Origin of the sequence: Palleronia rufa (assembly GCF_000743715.1) — a bacterium.
Classification (GTDB): domain Bacteria; phylum Pseudomonadota; class Alphaproteobacteria; order Rhodobacterales; family Rhodobacteraceae; genus Palleronia; species Palleronia rufa.
In genome coordinates this window covers 32,559-50,062 of sequence record NZ_JQEY01000003.1, presented here as the reverse complement: position 1 = coordinate 50,062, position 17,504 = coordinate 32,559, and the positions used below count along the sequence as shown (strand labels likewise).

Here is a 17,504-nt window from a genome sequence, read left to right as displayed (position 1 = left end):
GTGCAAGGGCGCCGCTGCGCGGGGACATTGAATCCACGGGGACTTTCGACCTATATATCCGGTGATGACAGAGATCGACGCCCATATCGACGAGAACCGGCTGGCGCGCGGGGGCCGGTGGCTGTCGCGCGCGGACCTGCGTCCCACGCGCCAGCGGCTGTCGCTGGCCGCTCTTCTGGTCGGGGACGGGCGGAACCGGCATGTCACCGCCGAAACGCTCCACGCCGCGACCCGCGCCTGCGGCGAGACCGTGTCGCTGGCCACCGTCTACAACACCCTTCGGGCGTTCTGCGATGCCGGGCTGATGCAGGAGGTGTCGGTCGAGGGGGCGCGCAGCTATTTCGACACGCGGATGGACGACCACCCGCATTTTTTCTGGGAGGACACCGGCCAGCTGGTGGACGCCCCGCCGGAGGATTTCCGGATCGCGCGCCTGCCCGACCCGCCCGAGGGCGCCCGCATCGCGTCGGTGGATGTGGTGATCCGCCTGCGCCGGACTTGAGGCCGGCAGGGATCAGCGGCGGTCTTCGACCCGTTTGCGCGCCAGGTTCGAGTCCCGGTCGTTGATCCCCAGCATCGGCGCGACCATCCGCATGATCGAATCCTCCGCGGCGTCGCGCTCGCCATCGGCAAGCACCACGTCCCAGAGCGCCTCGATCACGCCGATGCGGTCGTCATAGGCCACGCCGTCCTTGATCGCGCGGGTGAAACGCACCGTGTCGGGCGCCTCGGCCTCCAGTCGCTCGGCCTCCGCGCGCAGGGCCGCGGCCTCTGCGGGGGGCATGGCGTAGCGCGATGAGATCACCCGGTCGATCCGCCGCCGCTCTGCCGTGGAATAGTCGCCGTCGGATCGGGCGAGCCGCACCAGCAGCGCTGTCAGCGCCAGCCGCGCGTCGGTGTCGTGCATGGGCGTTCCGCCCGTGTCGGGCCGTGTCAGCCGCTGGATGAGATCTGTGAACATCCCGTTGATATAGACGTCTGTTGCATCTGTGCAAAGGAGAGAGCCGAAATGACCGAATTCGCGCGCGCAGAGAAATCTGGCCTTTCGCGCGCCCGCCCGGGACCCTAGATAGAAGGCGGACGTGTTCGGGATCCGTGTAATGGTGTATCGCAGCCTTTTGACTTTCTGTGCGCTGGTTGCGGCGCCCGTGGCCCAGGCCGGAAGCATCGCGATGCCTGCCGACGCAGCGCAGCCGGTCTATACCGCCCCCGAACCGATCTCGGCCGGCGGGCCGGAGGTCGTGCTGACCCTGGGGGCCGGTCTGGCCGTGAAGCCCGAATACTTCGGATCGAGCGACTACGGCGCCGGACCGTCCTTCGGCGTTCGCCTGAACTACCTGAATTTCGGGCCGCTGAACTTCGGCTCCCTGAACGGCGATCCGGCCAGCGGCATCGGCCTGCGCGGGTCGTTCCGCTACGTGGGTGAGCGCGTCGCCGGCGACTACCCCGAGCTCGACGGTCTGGACGACGTCGATGCGACGGTGGAACTGGGCCTTGGGCTTGGCTACCGGTCGCGCAACTTCGACGCCTTCGCCGATGTGCGCTACGGGATCGGCGGCCATGAGAGCCTTGTCGGAGAGTTGGGCGCCGACTACAAGATCCAGCCTGCGGACCGGCTGACCGTCTCGCTTGGGCCGCGCGTCCTTCTTGGCTCGGACGACTATACCTCGACCTATTTCGGGATTTCCGCGGCCGAAGCCGCGGCCAGCGACTACACCGCCTATGCGGCGGATGGCGGGGTGGTCAGCGCGGGCGTCGAGCTTGGCGCGCGCTATGAGATCAACGACGTCTGGGGCGTGCAGGGTGCCGTGACCTACGACCGCTTCATGGGCGACGCCGCCGACAGCCCCATCGTCGAACAGGGTGAGCGCGACCAGTACGGCCTGCGTATCGGCCTGACGCGGCAGATCACGCTCGACTTCTGAGCGGGGCGGCCGCGTCTAGCGCTTGAGATCCGCGAACACGTTGTCCTGGCGGTCCACGTCGATCGTCTCGGTCGCGGTCGTACCCGCGTTCGCGTCCCTGACGCGGACCTCACCGGTGCCGCTGCCGATCACCGCCAGGTCGCAGATGTCGATGAAGAGACCGTTTTCGACGACGCCGGGGATCTGGTTCAGGCGCGACGCCATCCGGCGCGCATTGCCGATGCGGCCCAGATGCAGATCCAGGATCCGGTTGCCCTCATCGGTGACATAGGGCTGGTCGTCGTCCTTCATCCGCAGGGTGACCGTCTCGCCCATCACGTCGAGCCCGGCGAGCGTCTCTTCGATCAGCGACCGGGTGGTCTGCCAGCCGAACGGGATGACCTCCACCGGCAGGGGAAAGGCCCCCAGCGTGGCCACCTCCTTGGTGCCGTCGGCGATCACGATCATCCGGTCGGAGGCCGTGGCGACGATCTTCTCCTGCAAGAGCGCGCCGCCGCCGCCCTTGATCAGGTTCAGGTCCGCATCGAACTCATCGGCGCCGTCGATGGTCAGGTCGAGCCACCCCGCTTCATCCAGGGTCGTCACGCGAATGCCCGCCCGCCGGGCCAGCTCGGCCGTGCGCGACGATGTCGGCACACCGGTAATCCGCAGACCCTGCCGGACCCTCTCGCCCAGGCAGCGGACCAGCCAAGCGGCCGTCGATCCGGTTCCCAGCCCCAGGCGCATACCGTCCTCGACGAAGTCGCAGGCCCGTTTTGCGGCAACGTATTTCGCCGTGTCGACGGCAGAGAGGTTGGCGGTCATGTCGGGGTCTCCTGCAGGCGGTCGCGGACGTTATAGGCGCGCCGGGGCCATGCCGCCATCCCAGAAACCGCGCAGGCCCTTGCCCTGGCTGCGGACCGGCGCGATCCACTTGGGGCGCGCGCCGGTCCCGTCGTCAAAGATGTCGGTCCCGGACCAGCGCCGGGGGGCGGCCGATGCGACGACATCGACCGGAGGTGCGCCCATGTTCGTATCCGTGCTGGAACTCTTCAAGGTCGGGATCGGCCCGTCATCGTCCCACACCATGGGACCGATGGTGGCGGCGGGCCGGTTCCTGGACATGCTGCGCCGGGGGGCCTTCACCCCCGCCGGACTGCGCGTCCAGCTTCGCGGGTCGCTTGCCCATACCGGGCGCGGCCATGCGACCGACCGCGCGGTGATCCTGGGCCTGTCGGGCATGACGCTGGACGCCTACGACGCCGATGAGGCAGAGGCGCGCCTGGCCCGGATCGGCGCCGAGCACACCGTCCGCCCCGACGGCCTGCCGGACCTGCGGTTCGATCCCGGCGCGGACCTGGTCTTCGACACCGGTGCGGCGCTGCCGGGCCATGCCAACGGGCTGGAGTTCTTCGCCACCGATGCCGAAGGCGACGTGATCCTGCGGCAGGTGTTCTACTCTGTCGGCGGCGGCTTCGTCGTGACCGAGGCCGAGCTTGAGGGCGGCGACACCGACGGGAACACGGTCGCCGAGCCGCATCCCTTCCGCCGCGCCGACGAGATGCTGGAGATGTGCGCCCGCACCGGCCTGTCCATCGCCGAACTGCAGCGCGCGAACGAGCTCAGCCGTGTCTCCCGCGCCGCGCTTCACGACGGGCTGGAGCGGATCTGGTCGGAGATGTCGGCCTGCATCGACAACGGGCTTGCCACGGGGGGCACGTTGCCCGGCGGGCTGAACATCCGCCGCCGGGCGAAGGCGCTGCACGACGGCCTGCGCGCCGAGCACGGGTCGAACCAGGGGATGCCGCACACGCCCATGGACTGGATGTCGGCCTATGCGATGGCGGTGAACGAGGAGAACGCCGCCGGGGGCCGCGTGGTCACGGCCCCCACCAACGGCGCGGCGGGGGTGGTGCCCGCGGTGATCCGTTACTGGCTGGACCATGTGCCCGCGGCGCGCCGTGACCGGGTGCCGGAGTTCCTGCTGACCGCCGCCGCCATCGGCGGGCTGGTCAAGCGCAACGCGTCGATCTCCGGCGCCGAATGCGGCTGCCAGGCAGAGGTCGGCAGCGCCGCCGCCATGGCCGCCGCCGGTCTGGCGGCGGTCCTGGGCGGCAGCCCCGGCCAGATCGAGAACGCCGCCGAGATCGCGCTGGAGCATCACCTGGGCATGACCTGCGATCCGGTGCGCGGCCTGGTCCAGGTCCCCTGTATCGAGCGCAACGGCATGGGCGCCATGAAGGCGGTGGGCGCCGCGTCTCTTGCCCTGCGGGGCGACGGCGCCCATTTCGTCCCGCTCGACGCGGTGATCGAGACCATGCGCCAGACCGGCCGGGACATGAGCGACAAGTACAAGGAGACCTCGCTGGGCGGGCTGGCGGTCAACGTCCCGAACTGCTGAGCGCGTCCCAGGCCGCGTCCCGCTGCGCGGTCGGCAGCAGCACCACCATGCCGGGACCGTCGAACGCCAGCGTCACCCGCCCGGTCGCCCGGTTCGACGTCCCGATCCGCGCCGTCGGCCCAAGGTCGATCCCGTCGATGGGCCACGCCAGCCCGGTGGATCGTCCGGTCACCGGCGCCATGGGGAACAGCGACAGGCGGCAGCCCTCCGGCAGGTCCAAACCGATCTGCGGCGGCGCGGCAAAGGCCACGTCATGCGGGCCGACCAGCAGGCAGGGCGCGCCGCGCCGGGCGACGCAGGAGAGCGCGGCCAGGGTATGATCGACCCGACCGCCCAGAAACCCCAGCCCGATGACCGCAGGGGCGCGGATCCGGTCCAGGCATTTTTCGAAATCGGTGCTGTCCTGTTCGGCCACCCGTACCAGCCGCTCCTGCGGGATCCGGCGCGCATCCCGGTCCGACAGGGAGTCCATGTCGCCGATGACCCGGCGCGGCATCATCCCGAAGGCCAGCGCCCATGCCGCCCCGCCATCGGCCGCAACCAGAACCGGGGCCCGGCGAAGCGCCCAGTCGACATCCGCCCGCAGCACGGTCGTGCCCCCCAGGAGCGTGACGCCCGCCTCCGACTCGACGACGGCCTCATCCTTGCCGTAATCGTTGGTCATGATCGCGCCGAAGGCGGGCAGGGACGATCGGCGCCGGCCTGCGGATCGGCCCGGGACCGGGTCGTTGCGGATGGTGCAAGAGCGGTGGGCAAGCGGGCGATGACGGGATCGAACAAGACGGTGACGGTCTCCTACGGCACGTTCACCTGCACATTGGAGGGCTTCGACATGCCCTTCAACACGATGCACGCCATCGTCGAGTATTTTCGCGACCTCGCCGCTGAATCGCGCCAGTCCGCCGCGGGCGATCCCGGGCCGGAGCCTGACGCGCTGCTGGCCATCGCGCGATTGGAGGAGCATCTGGTGGTAGAGGCCCGCCCCACGGCCACCGGCATCTGCCTGACGCAGATCGGCCACCGGGAGGATACGGCCGTCGGCGACAGCACGGCCGGCGGCGACAGCACGGCGGATGACCTCCGGCCGGAGGAGGACGGGGACGGACCGGACCTGTTTTCCGGGGACGCGGTGTCGGTGCTCTACGGCCGCCCTGCGTCTGCCCCGGACGGGGACACCGCCGGCGATACGGCGCCCGATCCGGCCGAGATCGAGATCGAGGTCGAAGACGACGACGGCACGCCGCGCACCCTCAGGATGACGCGATCGGAGTTCGACGCCGCACTGGCCGCCGGCGAGATCGAGGAGATCACCGAGAGCGAAGATCCGACACCCGATGCCGGGTCCGCTGCCGAAGCGGAGCCCGACGGCGATATCGTCGCGCTCCTGGCGAAATCCCCGCTCGATGAGGCCCGGCGTACCGCCCTGGCTCTGGAGCTGACGCGGCTCGAACGCGAGGCCGGGCCGGATGGCGGCCCGCGCCCCGTCGCGGCAGGGCGCGGGCGGCGGCAGCGGCGGCGGGCGTCGCCTCTGGGGGGCTCCGGCGACGCGACACTGGACCGGCTGATCGATGAGACCGACGTCCAGTTCCGCCAGCCCGACGCGAACCGCCGCCGCACCTCCATCGCGCATCTCAAGCGCGCGGTCGCCGCCACCGTCGCCGATGACGGGCTGCGCGACCGCTGGACCGGCACGGGCCGGAGACTGTCGGAATTCCGGCAGGATCTGGACCGCGCCGTCCGGCCCGGCAACGACGGCGACGGCGACGGTGGCGACGGCGGCGCGCGCCCGCAGGCCGGGCGCGATGCGGGGCGGACGGCGCCCGCGATCCCGGTGGCGCCCGCGTCGCCCCCATCCCGTGGCCCGGCGGCGGAGGAAAGCGACGGCGGCCAGACGGAACAACCGGTCGCGACCGCACCCGGGGCCGATGGGACGGGGGAACGCCGAGACTCGCATCGCGTGCCATCACCGGAGTTCGCCGCCTTCGCCCGCGACAGGGGCGCAGAGGACCTGCCGGATCTCATCGTCGCGGCGGCGGCCTACGCGGCGCTGGCCGAAGGCTCTTCCGACGCGTCGCGGCCCGAACTGATCGGCCGTGCGGCATCCGTCCATGCGGGAGACGTGTCGCGTGAGGATGGGCTGGCAGGCTTCGCCAAGGCGCTGCGGACCGGACGGATCAGCAGGCTGCCGACAGGCCGCTTTGCCCTGGCCCGCCCCGCGTCCGCCGACTGACATCCCTTTGCCGCACCCTGGGGACGGATGCGGGCCGCGCGAAACCTCCGGCCCCGCAAGGCCGCGACGCGCGGGGGGCACAGTGACGCAGACATGTCGAAGCCCAGTCCGGCCCAACTGACTGCGCCCGGCAACAGAGCCGCAGGGCCGTGGCATGTCCGGGCTGTGCGGTGTGTACCCTGTCGGCGCCTTTGCTCCCTGGCAAACGGCACGGGGCGCGCGGCCGGGCCGGTGCCGCGGACGGGCGCATGGCGGCATCGGGACCGACAGACGACAGCCCCTTCGTCAACCTTCCGGCGGCATCGCCTCTGTTTGAATGTCCCGAACATGGGGCAATCCAGCGCCGGAGCCGGGCGTTTCCGGACGAATGCCCCCTTGAACGACGCGCTGAAGCTCCGGATCGAACCGCCGTCTCCGGACAGCTCGCGCGGGGGCGGAGGACAACGGCCCCGTCGAGCTGGAAGCCCGTGGCCGGCACGGACATCCCGGGGCGACGGGATTTCGCTGTGGCCCGATGCCGGAACGCCGCGGAGCGTCCCTCAATCCGCGCCGGCAGGGTTTCGGCATCGACCGGGACCGCGCCACCAATCCGCCTCGCGATCAGGCACTGCCGGCAGTCGATGGTCGCAAAGCCCGGCTACATTCGGCAGCCGGGCGGCCGAAGAGGCGTGAGCGCGCGCCGCAGGTCGTGCCGGCGATCTCTGGCGCGAAACCGGGGCGCCGCAACGGCCGCCCCCCGGCCCTCCGGTCGAAGGGGATGCCCCTCAATCAGCGCCACCGCATCGCGCGTTCGCGGGCAGGCGCGGGTGCAGCGGGACACCGCCCCCCGGCCGAAACCAGGCCGGGCATGATCGTCCGGCGCGCCGGCGGGTGTCTATCGCCCGTCCTCGTCGTGCGGCCTGCCCGGATCGGCCTGTCCGACGCCGCGAAAGACCGACCGGAACGGCAGGGCCCAGACCACGCCCAGCACCATGTACACCAGCAATTCGACCAGGATCGGCGGCCGGCCCAACGCGGTCATGACGCTGGACGCGACCACGATCCAGATCGGCAGACCTACCAGCAGGATCACCAGCGACCAGCGCCTCTTGGCTTTGTGCGACAGAGCCATGGCCGTCAGTCCCGGAACGGATCGGTGACAAGGATCGTATCCTCGCGTTCGGGGCTGGTGGACAAGAGCGCCACCGGACAGCCGATCAGCTCTTCCACCCGGCGCACGTATTTGATGGCACCGGCCGGAAGATCGGCCCAGCTGCGCGCGCCCCGGGTGGAATCTGACCAGCCGTCCATTTCCTCGTAGATCGGCACGCAGCGGGCCTGCGCCTCCGACGCCGTGGGAAGGTGGTCCAGCCGTTCGCCGTCCAGATCGTAGGCCACGCAGATCCTGAGCCGGTCGAACCCGTCCAGCACGTCGAGCTTGGTCAGGGCGATCCCGTGCATCCCCGAGATCGCCGCCGTCTGCCGCACGAGGCAGGCATCGAACCAGCCGCAGCGCCGCTGCCGCCCGGTGGTGGTGCCGAACTCATGGCCACGGGTGCCCAGACGCGCGCCATCGGCATCGTCGAGCTCGGTCGGGAACGGGCCTTCGCCCACACGGGTCGTGTAGGCCTTGACGATCCCCAAGACGAAATCGACCGCATCCGGCCCCATGCCCGATCCGGTGGCCGCCTGCCCCGCGACGACGTTGGACGACGTGACATAGGGGTAGGTGCCGAAATCGATGTCGAGAAGCGCGCCCTGCGCCCCTTCGAAGAGGATCCGGCGGCCGCGTCTCCGCGCCTGGTCGAGCTCCTTCCAGACCGGTTTGGCATAGGGCAGGATCTGGGGCGCGACGGCCTCCAGCTCCGCGATCAGCGCGTCGCGGTCGATGGCCGTGAGGCCCAGCCCGGAGCGCAGCGCATTGTGATGGGTCAGCGCGCGGTCCACCCGCAGGGACAGCGTCCGGCGGTCGGCCAGGTCCGCGACCCGGATCACGCGGCGGCCGACCTTGTCCTCATAGGCCGGACCGATGCCGCGGCCGGTGGTGCCGATCCGCGCGACTGACGTCTGGCTTTCGCGGGCGCGGTCCAGCTCTCCGTGGAAGGGCAGGATCAGGGGCGTGTTCTCGGCGATCATCAGCGTCTCGGGGGTGATGTCGACCCCCTGGCCGCGAAGCCCCTCGATCTCGCGGATCAGGTGCCAGGGGTCCAGCACCACCCCGTTGCCGATGATCGACAGCTTGCCCCGACGCACCACGCCGGAGGGCAGCGCGTGCAGCTTGTAGGTGGTCCCGTCGATGACCAGAGTGTGGCCCGCGTTGTGCCCGCCCTGGAAGCGGACGATGACATCGGCGCGTTCGCTCAGCCAGTCGACCAGCTTGCCCTTGCCCTCGTCGCCCCACTGGGCGCCGATCACCGCGACATTGGCCATGGAATTCTCCCCCGGATTGGACCGGGCCTGTCTAGCGGTGCGCGGGACGGGGCGAAAGCGCGAAACGGCGGGTCAGAGGCGGACGGGGGCGCCATGGGGCGTGTGGCGGTAGGCGGCCTCCCACGCGCGGCGCAGGTCGCTCAGGCGGGCCGACAGGGCGGGATCCGGCGCGACGAGCCGCTCCAGCGTCGCCAGCCAGGCGGACCAGTAGGCGTCGGTATCGGCCGCCCCGCCCCGGGCGATCGTGTCGCCGAGGGCGGCGGTCCATTGCGGCCAGGAGATCACGCCCCGGTCGGCCAGGTGGTGGGTGAGCGCGAAGGCCTGCGCCTGCCACGGGGCTTCGAAGGGGGCTTCGAAGGGGGCCTCGAACGGGGCTTCGCGGGAGGGGGCGCCGGTCACGGGCTCTCCAGGTAGCTTTCCCACAGGTCCAGCCGGACGCTGTCGGCGGGATGTGCGGACACGCCCCAGAGGTCGGCGGCCCTGAACGCGACCGTATAGAGCGGCTCGGGACGCTCGCCCAGGCCGTGCGCGCTGGCATCGGGCAGCACATGGGCGCCATGGCAGCGGATGACGGTGCCGCTGTGCCCGGCGGCATAGGCGGGCAGGCGGGTGTGCCCGCCCGAGACGTACAGGTTGCGCGCCGGGCGGCGGGTCCGCACCGGGTCGCCCGCCGCGAAGCGCGGGCCCGCGCCGTCGCGTCCGTAGGGCGATCCCCGGCCCATGACGGGGGCCACATCGGCCGCGGCAAGACGGCGCGACGCCAGAGGCGACGGGGTTGCGGGCGCGCCGCGCAGCTCTTCGCGGGTCACGGCGCCGGTGGCGACAAGCAGATCCGCCAGCGCCGCGATCCACTTCTCATAGTAGCCGAACCGGATGTAGTCGGCGGGCGACAGGCACTCCCGCGCGTGACGCGCGCGGTCGATGCTCCAGAGCCCCAGCGCTCCCGCGGCCAGGGTCACCGCGCAGGCGCGGGCGTGCCACGGCCGGGCAAACGGGGGCGCGTCCTGCGGCGCGGGGGTCACGGGGCCGTCGCCGTGGCGTCCGCCCATGTCGTGCACCCGGGTCACGGGCATGTGCCGGGGTCGCGCGCCAGCCCTGTCCCCACCATGCTGTCGCGCGTGACCAGCCCGGCCAGCGCGTCGGCCCCCCATTCCTGTGTTCCCTCCGGGCGCCGGGGAATGACGAGATAGCGGATCTCGGCGGTGGAATCCCAGACGTCGACGGCGGTGGCGGCGGGCAGGACCACACCGAATTCCGACAGGACGGCGCGGGGATCACGGGCCGCGCGGGCGCGGTAGGCGTCGGATTTGTACCACCCCGGCGGTATCCCGAGGAGCGTCCACGGATAGCAGGAGCACAGAGTGCAGACGACAAGATTGTGGACCGTCGCGGTGTTCTCCAGGGCGACGATGTGTTCCCCCTGACGGCCGGTGAAGCCCATCTCGGCCACGGCGGCCGTGGCATCGGTCCGCAGGCGGTCCAGGAACGCCGGATCGCTCCAGGCCCGCGCGACCACCGCGGCGCCGTTCCGCGGCCCGACCTCATGCGCATAGGTGTCGATGATCGCGTCGAGCGCGGCCGGATCGACCAGCCCCTTTTCGACCAGCAGCGTCTCCAGCGCCTTGACCCGGAGCGCTGGGTCCGGCGGCAACAGGCTGTGGGGGTGGTCGTGGTCGTCATGGGGCATGGGCCGCAGGATGCCGTCCGCCGCCCGATTGCGCAAGCGGCCTTGGGTTGCGCCGCTTGGGCACCTGCCCTAGATGGGACCGGTCACGCGAGGCAGGGTCGCCGCCATGGAAAACATCGTTCTCACCATTCATCTGATCCTGGCGCTCAGCCTGATCGGCGTCGTGCTGCTCCAGCGCTCCGAAGGCGGCGGGCTTGGCATGGGCGGCGGCGGGGGCGGCGCGATGTCGGCGCGGGGCGCGGCCACGGCCCTGGGAAAGATGACCTGGGGTCTGGCCGTATGCTTCATCGCCACCTCGATCTGGCTCACGGTGATCGCGGCGCAGAATTCCGCGGACAGCTCCGTGCTCGACAGGATTTCGAGCGGGGTAGAGGGCGCGCCGATCGAGGAAGGCGACCAGTCGCCTTCGGTGCCGCCGCTGGGCGGTGACCTGCTGCCGCCATCGGGCGGCGACGCGCCGCAGCTTCCGCCCCGGGCCGAATGATCCCCAACATCTAGCGTTCCGGTTGCGGCCGGGGCGAAACTCTTCTAAGCCTCGACCCCCGTGACGGGCGGTGTTCTGCCGCCCGGTTTCGATCCATTCCGCTTCGAGACACGGGGGACTTTCCGGCCCATGGCGCGTTACGTTTTCATCACCGGCGGGGTGGTGTCCTCACTCGGCAAGGGGCTGGCCTCGGCGGCGCTGGGCGCGCTGTTGCAGGCCCGCGGCTTTTCGGTCCGGCTGCGTAAGCTGGATCCCTACCTCAACGTCGATCCCGGCACGATGAGCCCGTTCGAGCATGGCGAGGTCTTCGTCACCGACGATGGCGCGGAGACGGACCTGGACCTGGGCCATTACGAGCGTTTCACCGGCGTGGCGGCGCGGTCCACCGACAGCGTGTCCTCCGGGCGGATCTATTCCAGCGTCCTGGAAAAGGAGCGTCGCGGCGACTACCTGGGCAAGACGATCCAGGTGATCCCCCACGTTACGAATGAAATCAAGGACTTCTTGACAATCGGCGCCGATGAGGTCGATTTCATGCTATGCGAGATCGGCGGCACGGTGGGCGACATCGAGGGCCTGCCGTTCTTTGAGGCGATCCGCCAGTTCGGCCAGGAACGGTCCCGCGGCCAGTGCATCTTCATGCATCTGACCCTGTTGCCCTGGCTTGCGGCGTCGGGCGAGCTCAAGACCAAGCCGACCCAGCATTCGGTCAAGGAGCTGCGCTCTATCGGCATAGCGCCCGATGTGCTGGTCTGCCGGTCGGAGAGACCGATCCCCGAAAAGGAGCGCGAAAAGCTGGCGCTGTTCTGCAACGTCCGCCCCGACAGCGTCATCGCCGCCTATGACCTGAAGTCGATCTACGAGGCGCCGCTGGCCTATCACCGCGAGGGGCTGGACCAGGCGGTGCTGGACGCTTTCGGGATCAGCCCCGCGCCGCGGCCCAACCTGACCCGCTGGGAGGACGTGGCCGACCGCGTGTTCAACCCCGAAGGGGAGGTGCGGATCGGCATCGTCGGCAAGTACACCCAGCTTGAGGACGCGTACAAATCCATTGCCGAGGCGCTGACCCACGGCGGCATGGCCAACCGCGTCCGCGTCAAGGTCGACTGGGTCGATGCCGAGATCTTCGACACGGAAGACCCCGCGCCGTACCTTGAGAATTTCGACGCGATCCTCGTTCCCGGCGGGTTCGGGGAGCGGGGGACCGAAGGCAAGATCAAGGCGGCGCAGTTCGCGCGAGAACGCAAGGTGCCCTATCTGGGCATCTGCCTGGGGATGCAGATGGCGGTGGTCGAGGCGGCGCGGAACCTGGCCGGGCTGACCCATGCCGGCAGCCAGGAGTTCGACCACGAGGCCGGGGAAGAGCGGTTCGAGCCGGTGATCTTTCACCTCAGGGAATGGATCAAGGACAACCAGAAGATCGCCCGCGACGTGCTCGACGACAAGGGCGGCACCATGCGGCTGGGGGCCTACACCGCTCATCTCAAAGACAGCTCGAAGGTCGCCGCGGTCTACGGCACGCACCGCATCGAAGAGCGGCACCGGCACCGCTATGAGGTCGATATCCGCTATCGCGACGTGCTGGAGGAGGCAGGGCTGTGCTTTTCCGGCATGTCCCCCGACGGGCGCCTGCCGGAGATCGTGGAGGTCGCGGACCATCCGTGGTTCATCGGCGTGCAGTTCCATCCGGAGCTGAAGTCGAAGCCCTTCGCGCCGCATCCCCTGTTCGCGGATTTCGTGCGCGCGGCCAAGGAGGTGTCGCGCCTGGTCTGACGGGTGTGCCGCGAATTTGACCTCCCGGGTGGAACGCGGCCGGTCCCGCCGGTGTTGATGGTGTGTAAACAGTGCAGGAGAATGCGCCATGAACAAGAACGAAACCGAAGGCCACGGCAAGGAACTCAAGGGCAAGGCCAAGGAGGCCGCCGGCGAATTGACCGGGAACGAGAAGCTCGAAGCCGAAGGCGAGGCCGACCAGGTCGAAGGCAAGGTCCAGAAGAACGCCGGCAAGGTCGAGAAGTCCGTCAAGGACAACTGAATCTCTTCGTTCCAGACGGAATCGTGAACGGGCGCCGCTGGCGCCCGTTTCGCCTTCCGGGTGGCGCCGGTCGTCCGGGTATGAAATACCCCGCGCGGAGCCAGCGCCGGAGGATCGGATGAGCGATTTCGACTACGACCTGTTCGTCATCGGCGGCGGATCCGGCGGCGTCCGCGCCGCCCGCACCGCCGCCGCGACCGGCGCCCGTGTGGCCCTGGCCGAGGAAAGCCGTCTGGGTGGCACTTGCGTCATTCGCGGCTGCGTTCCCAAAAAGATCATGGTCTTCGCCTCCGGTTTCCACCGCGAAGTCGAGAATGCGCGCGGCTTCGGCTGGGATGCGCAGATCAAGGGGTTCGACTGGACCGGCTTCCGTGGCAACCTGCATGACGAGCTCGACCGGCTGGAAGGCGTCTATCGCAAGATGCTCGACGCCTCGGACGTCGAGATCTTCGACGCCCGCGCGCGCCTCACCGGGCCCCATGAGGTCACCATGGCGGATGGCACCGCTGTCTCTGCCAAGCACATCCTTGTGGCCACCGGCGGCAGCCCCGTGCGGCCCGATATGGCCCAGGCCGACCTGGGACTTGTCTCGAACGACATGTTCCTGCTCGACCGGCTGCCGGAGACGCTGCTGATCGTGGGCGGCGGCTATATCGGCTGCGAGTTCGCGTGCATCATGGCCGGTCTCGGCGTGAAGGTGACCATGTATCTGCGCGGTGGCCAGATCCTCAACGGATTCGACGACGAATGCCGCGGGCTGGTGGCCGAGATGATGCGCGACCACGGTATCGACATCCACAGCGGCACCACGATCATGGACATGGACCGCGCCGACGCGGGTGAGCACCTGCCCACCGGCGGGCAATCGGACGCGGCGATGGGCGCGCCGCGGATGGAGCGCCCGGAACCGCATCCGCAGCCCGATCTGGCCGACAACCCGAAAAGCGGCACGCGCGCCCATGCCGGTTGCCCGATCTGGGTAAAGGCCACCAACGGGCGAGAGCAGGTTTTCGACCATGTGCTTTTCGCCACCGGGCGGCGTCCGAACACGGCCGATCTGGGGCTTGAAGACGTCGGCATCGAGCTGGGCCGCAAGGGTAAGGTCAAGGTCGATGCCTACTCCCAGACCTCCGTGCCATCGGTCTATGCCATCGGCGACGTGACCGACCGGGTGCAGCTTACCCCGGTGGCGATCCGCGACGCCATGGCCTTTACCCGCACCGTGTTCCTGGGAGAGGACTGTCCGGTGGACCACGAACTGGTCCCCTCTGCGGTATTCACCCAGCCGGAACTGGGAACCGTCGGCATGACCGAGGAGCAGGCCCGCGACGACCGCGAGATCGTGGTCTATTGCGCGTCGTTCCGGCCGATGCGCACGGCCTTCATCGACCGGCCCGACCGCACGCTGATGAAACTGGTGGTGTGCAAGGAAACCCGGGTGGTGATGGGCGCCCATCTTGTGTCGGAGAACGCCGGTGAGATGATCCAGCTGATCGGCATCGCGGTGAAGAACGGCCTCACCAAGGAGCAGTTCGACGCCACCTGCGCGGTCCATCCGACAGCGGCCGAAGAGCTCGTCACCATGTCGCAACCGGTGCGCGCGGGTTGAACGGCTTTTGTTCCGTCCACATTTAGACCATGAAGCGGGACACAGAGTAGCAAGGGGAACTCACCAGACATGGCGAGCAACAATGGCGGCCCTTGGGGCGGCGGCAACCGCGGCGGCAGCGGCGGCAACGATGGCGGCGACAGGCGGCCGCCCGGGCAGCGTCCGACCCAGGGCGGGGGGCAGGTCCCCGACATCGACGACATCATGCGCAAGGGGCAGGAGCAGCTCCGCGTCCTGATGGGCGGCAAGGGCGGACGCGGCAAGGGCGGCTCCGGCGGCGGAGGTCCGCAGTTCGGCCGCTCGACCTGGATCGTCGGCGGGCTCTTGCTGGTCGCGCTGTGGCTCTTCGCCAGCTTCTACACCGTCCGGCCGGAGGAGCAGTCGGTCGAACTCTTCCTCGGGGAATACTCGTCCACCGGGCAGCCGGGCCTGAACTTCGCCCCCTGGCCCCTGGTTACCGCCGAAGTCATCCCGGTGACGCGCGAACAGACCGAAGAGTTGGGCGTCGGCAGCGGCGCTGACGCCGGTGACGGCCTGATGCTCACCACCGACGAGAACATCGTCGACATCGACTTCGAAGTGGTCTGGAACATCCGCGACCCGGCCCAGTTCCTGTTCAACCTGGCCGAGCCGGAGGAAACGATCCGCGCCGTCTCCGAAAGCGCCATGCGTGAGGTCGTCGCGCAGTCCGAACTGGCGCCGATCCTGAACCGCGACCGCGGCCAGATCGCCGTCGACGTTCAGGAGCTGATCCAGACGACGCTCGACAGCTACGATTCCGGCGTCAATATCCTGCGTCTCAACCTCGACAAGGCGGATCCGCCGACGGAGGTCATCGACGCCTTCCGCGACGTCCAGGCCGCCGAGCAGGAGCGTGATCGGCTGGAGCGTCAGGCCGACGCCTATGCCAACCGGGTGCTTGCGGGCGCGCGCGGCGAATCCGCGCAGACCCTGGAAGAGGCCGAAGCCTACCGCGCCCGCGTCGTGAACGAGGCGATGGGTGAGGCATCCCGCTTCTCTGCGGTGCTGACAGAGTATCAGAAGGCGCCGGAAGTCACCCGCAAGCGCCTTTACCTGGAGACGATGGAGCAGGTTCTGGGCCGCGTCGACAAGGTGATCCTCGACGAGCAGGGCGGTGGCAGCCAGGGTGTCGTGCCGTATCTGCCGCTCAATGAGCTGACCAACAACCGCGCGGCCCGCCAGGCGGCGGCCGCGAACGGAGGTTCGAACTGATGCGCAAGGGATATATCCTTCTGGCAATCGTCGCGGCGGTCCTGTTTACCGCGATGAACGCCCTTTTCGTCGTGGACGAGCGCGAAAAGGCGCTGGTGCTCCAGTTCGGCCAGATCCGGTCGGTCAAGGAGGATCCGGGTCTTGCCGTCAAGATCCCGTTCATCCAGGACGTCGTGAGCTATGACGACCGGATCCTGTCGCTCGACACCGATCTGATCGAGGTCACGCCATCGGACGACCGGCGCCTCATCGTCGATGCCTTCGCGCGCTACCGGATCGTGGATGTGGAGCAGTTCCGCCGCGCCGTGGGCGTGGGCGGCATCCGCGCGGCCGAGAGCCGTCTGGCCGCGATCCTGGTTGCCCAGACGCGGGCGGTGCTGGGCTCTGACGGCGTCACCTCGAACAGCATCCTGTCGGAGGATCGCTCGACGCTGATGACGCGCATCCGCGATGAGGCCCGGTCGCGGTCGGACGATCTGGGCGTCGAGATCCTCGACGTGCGCCTCAAGGATACCGCCCTGCCGGACCAGAACCTGGCGGCGACCTTCGAAAGGATGCGGGCCGAGCGGGAGCGTGAGGCCACCGACGAGCGGGCCCGGGGCGAGGAAGCCGCGCAGCGGGTGCGTGCCCAGGCCGACAGGACGCGGGTCGAGCTGACCTCGGAGGCCGAGCGCGAGGCCGAGATCACCCGAGGCGAGGCCGATGCCGAACGCAACGGGATCTTTGCCTCCGCCTTTGGCAAGGACGCGGAGTTCTTCGAATTCTACCGCTCCCTGGCTGCCTATGACCGGTCCCTGAAAGGCGACAACTCGACCCTGATCCTGTCGCCCGACAGCGAGTTCTTCGACTATCTCAAGTCTGACCAGCCACGCGGCACGACGGCGCGCGAGGACCAGCGCGCCGCGGAAACCCTCCGCGGATCCGCGCAGGGCGCCGGCAGCGCAGCGTCGCAGGACGAACCGCAGCCCGAAGACGGCGGCAACGCGGCGCCGGAAGAAGGGTCGCAGCCCGAGGCCGGCAGCGCGACGCCGGAGCAGGAGGCGCAGCCCGATGCGGCGTCCATCAGCGCTGAAGGCGACGCTTCGGAGACGCCCACGAACTGATGGTGGGCACGCTGCTCATGGCGCTGGGCCTTGTGCTCTGTCTGGAGGGGCTGGTCATGGCACTGGCCCCTTCGCGGCTGGAGGATCTTCTGGAAACCCTCCGGGCCATGCCGATCGAAGCGCGCCGCCTGCTGGGCCTGATCGCCGTGGTGGCGGGCGCCGCCCTGTTCACCCTGGCGCACCTGTTGGCGGGGTGATCGGCTCCGTGTTTCGACCTGTCACAGGCTGTTGAGCGGCCGCGACGGATCGTTGTGTTGTTCCGCGGGCTTCCTATCTCGTAGGACATCGTACGCCTGACATTCTTCGCGGCAGGATTGTTCCGCCGCCCTGCCAGAAGCATCCAAGTCCCAAGGAGAGAGACGTGAACTCACTAGTCATTCCCGCCGGTCCCCGGATCCGCCGCCTGACC

Annotated in this window: 20 protein-coding genes; 11 read left to right on the top strand and 9 right to left on the bottom strand. The window is 69.4% G+C overall.

What is annotated here, in order from left to right; all coding sequences use genetic code 11:
- Positions 1-64: 64 nt before the first annotated feature.
- On the top strand, positions 65-502 hold the full coding sequence (irrA, locus tag KW83_RS06050; RefSeq protein ID WP_152563494.1) for an iron response transcriptional regulator IrrA: 438 nt from the start codon (positions 65-67) through the stop codon (positions 500-502).
- A gap of 12 nt (positions 503-514) precedes the next feature.
- Here irrA and KW83_RS06045 read toward each other — a convergent pair whose 3' ends face one another.
- Positions 515-961, bottom strand: a complete 447-nt coding sequence (locus KW83_RS06045) for a tellurite resistance TerB family protein (RefSeq protein ID WP_036176186.1) — start codon at positions 959-961, stop codon at positions 515-517.
- 211 nt (positions 962-1,172) lie between these two features.
- On the opposite strand from KW83_RS06045, the gene KW83_RS06040 reads away from it, so the two are divergent.
- Positions 1,173-1,925, top strand: coding sequence for a MipA/OmpV family protein (locus tag KW83_RS06040; RefSeq protein WP_051928316.1), 753 nt, complete (start codon positions 1,173-1,175; stop codon positions 1,923-1,925).
- 15 nt (positions 1,926-1,940) lie between these two features.
- Here the strand turns inward: KW83_RS06040 and rpiA are convergent, their stop codons facing one another.
- On the bottom strand, positions 1,941-2,729 hold the full coding sequence (gene rpiA, locus KW83_RS06035) for a ribose-5-phosphate isomerase RpiA (protein ID WP_036176169.1): 789 nt from the start codon (positions 2,727-2,729) through the stop codon (positions 1,941-1,943).
- Positions 2,730-2,759: 30 nt separating this feature from the next.
- Positions 2,760-2,933 carry a hypothetical protein gene (locus tag KW83_RS20900; RefSeq protein ID WP_161785458.1) on the bottom strand — a complete coding sequence of 58 codons (174 nt, stop codon included), beginning with the start codon at positions 2,931-2,933 and terminating at the stop codon, positions 2,760-2,762.
- Between KW83_RS20900 and KW83_RS06030 the strand changes: the two genes are divergently transcribed.
- Entirely contained in the window at positions 2,932-4,305 is a 1,374-nt protein-coding gene (locus KW83_RS06030) for an L-serine ammonia-lyase (protein ID WP_036176167.1), read from the top strand. The genes KW83_RS20900 and KW83_RS06030 overlap by 2 nt on opposite strands.
- Here KW83_RS06030 and KW83_RS06025 read toward each other — a convergent pair.
- The gene (locus KW83_RS06025) at positions 4,286-4,969 is read right to left on the bottom strand and encodes a thiamine diphosphokinase (RefSeq protein WP_036176165.1); all 684 of its coding nucleotides are present in this window, start codon (positions 4,967-4,969) and stop codon (positions 4,286-4,288) included. The two genes, KW83_RS06030 and KW83_RS06025, sit on opposite strands and share 20 nt — an antisense overlap.
- 99 nt (positions 4,970-5,068) lie before the next feature.
- Between KW83_RS06025 and KW83_RS06020 the strand changes: the two genes are divergently transcribed.
- Positions 5,069-6,535 (top strand): hypothetical protein, encoded by a 1,467-nt coding sequence (locus KW83_RS06020; RefSeq protein WP_036176164.1) that lies wholly within the window; start codon positions 5,069-5,071, stop codon positions 6,533-6,535.
- Between the two features lie 874 nt (positions 6,536-7,409).
- On the opposite strand, the gene KW83_RS06015 is transcribed toward KW83_RS06020, so the two are convergent.
- The 5 genes from KW83_RS06015 to nthA form a co-directional block, all read right to left on the bottom strand.
- Positions 7,410-7,646, bottom strand: a complete 237-nt coding sequence (locus KW83_RS06015; protein ID WP_036176162.1) for a DUF2842 domain-containing protein — start codon at positions 7,644-7,646, stop codon at positions 7,410-7,412.
- Between the two features lie 5 nt (positions 7,647-7,651).
- Complete coding sequence (locus tag KW83_RS06010) at positions 7,652-8,944, bottom strand: adenylosuccinate synthase (protein ID WP_036176159.1); 1,293 nt, start codon at positions 8,942-8,944, stop codon at positions 7,652-7,654.
- A gap of 72 nt (positions 8,945-9,016) precedes the next feature.
- On the bottom strand, positions 9,017-9,343 hold the full coding sequence (locus tag KW83_RS06005) for a nitrile hydratase accessory protein (RefSeq protein WP_036176156.1): 327 nt from the start codon (positions 9,341-9,343) through the stop codon (positions 9,017-9,019).
- Positions 9,340-10,011 carry a nitrile hydratase subunit beta gene (nthB, locus tag KW83_RS06000; protein WP_036176881.1) on the bottom strand — a complete coding sequence of 224 codons (672 nt, stop codon included), beginning with the start codon at positions 10,009-10,011 and terminating at the stop codon, positions 9,340-9,342. The genes KW83_RS06005 and nthB overlap by 4 nt, the downstream gene beginning before the upstream one ends.
- Complete coding sequence (nthA, locus tag KW83_RS05995; protein ID WP_036176878.1) at positions 10,008-10,631, bottom strand: nitrile hydratase subunit alpha; 624 nt, start codon at positions 10,629-10,631, stop codon at positions 10,008-10,010. Before nthA ends, nthB begins: the two co-directional genes overlap by 4 nt.
- 106 nt (positions 10,632-10,737) lie before the next feature.
- Between nthA and secG the strand changes: the two genes are divergently transcribed.
- The 7 genes from secG (at position 10,738) to KW83_RS05965 (ending at position 17,292) form a co-directional block, all read left to right on the top strand.
- Positions 10,738-11,115 carry a preprotein translocase subunit SecG gene (gene secG, locus KW83_RS05990; RefSeq protein ID WP_036176153.1) on the top strand — a complete coding sequence of 126 codons (378 nt, stop codon included), beginning with the start codon at positions 10,738-10,740 and terminating at the stop codon, positions 11,113-11,115.
- Positions 11,116-11,244: 129 nt separating this feature from the next.
- Positions 11,245-12,888 carry a CTP synthase gene (locus KW83_RS05985; RefSeq protein WP_036176151.1) on the top strand — a complete coding sequence of 548 codons (1,644 nt, stop codon included), beginning with the start codon at positions 11,245-11,247 and terminating at the stop codon, positions 12,886-12,888.
- A gap of 88 nt (positions 12,889-12,976) precedes the next feature.
- A complete protein-coding gene (locus KW83_RS19680; protein ID WP_081904482.1) occupies positions 12,977-13,150 on the top strand; it encodes a CsbD family protein in 174 nt (57 codons plus the stop codon).
- A 118-nt stretch (positions 13,151-13,268) separates the two neighbouring features.
- The gene (locus KW83_RS05980) at positions 13,269-14,759 is read left to right on the top strand and encodes an FAD-dependent oxidoreductase (RefSeq protein WP_036176148.1); all 1,491 of its coding nucleotides are present in this window, start codon (positions 13,269-13,271) and stop codon (positions 14,757-14,759) included.
- A gap of 69 nt (positions 14,760-14,828) precedes the next feature.
- Positions 14,829-15,992, top strand: coding sequence for an FtsH protease activity modulator HflK (hflK, locus tag KW83_RS05975; protein ID WP_036176145.1), 1,164 nt, complete (start codon positions 14,829-14,831; stop codon positions 15,990-15,992).
- Positions 15,992-17,095, top strand: a complete 1,104-nt coding sequence (gene hflC, locus KW83_RS05970; protein ID WP_036176143.1) for a protease modulator HflC — start codon at positions 15,992-15,994, stop codon at positions 17,093-17,095. The genes hflK and hflC overlap by 1 nt, the downstream gene beginning before the upstream one ends.
- Entirely contained in the window at positions 17,095-17,292 is a 198-nt protein-coding gene (locus KW83_RS05965; RefSeq protein WP_407667842.1) for a DUF2065 domain-containing protein, read from the top strand. Before hflC ends, KW83_RS05965 begins: the two co-directional genes overlap by 1 nt.
- Positions 17,293-17,504 lie beyond the last annotated feature (212 nt).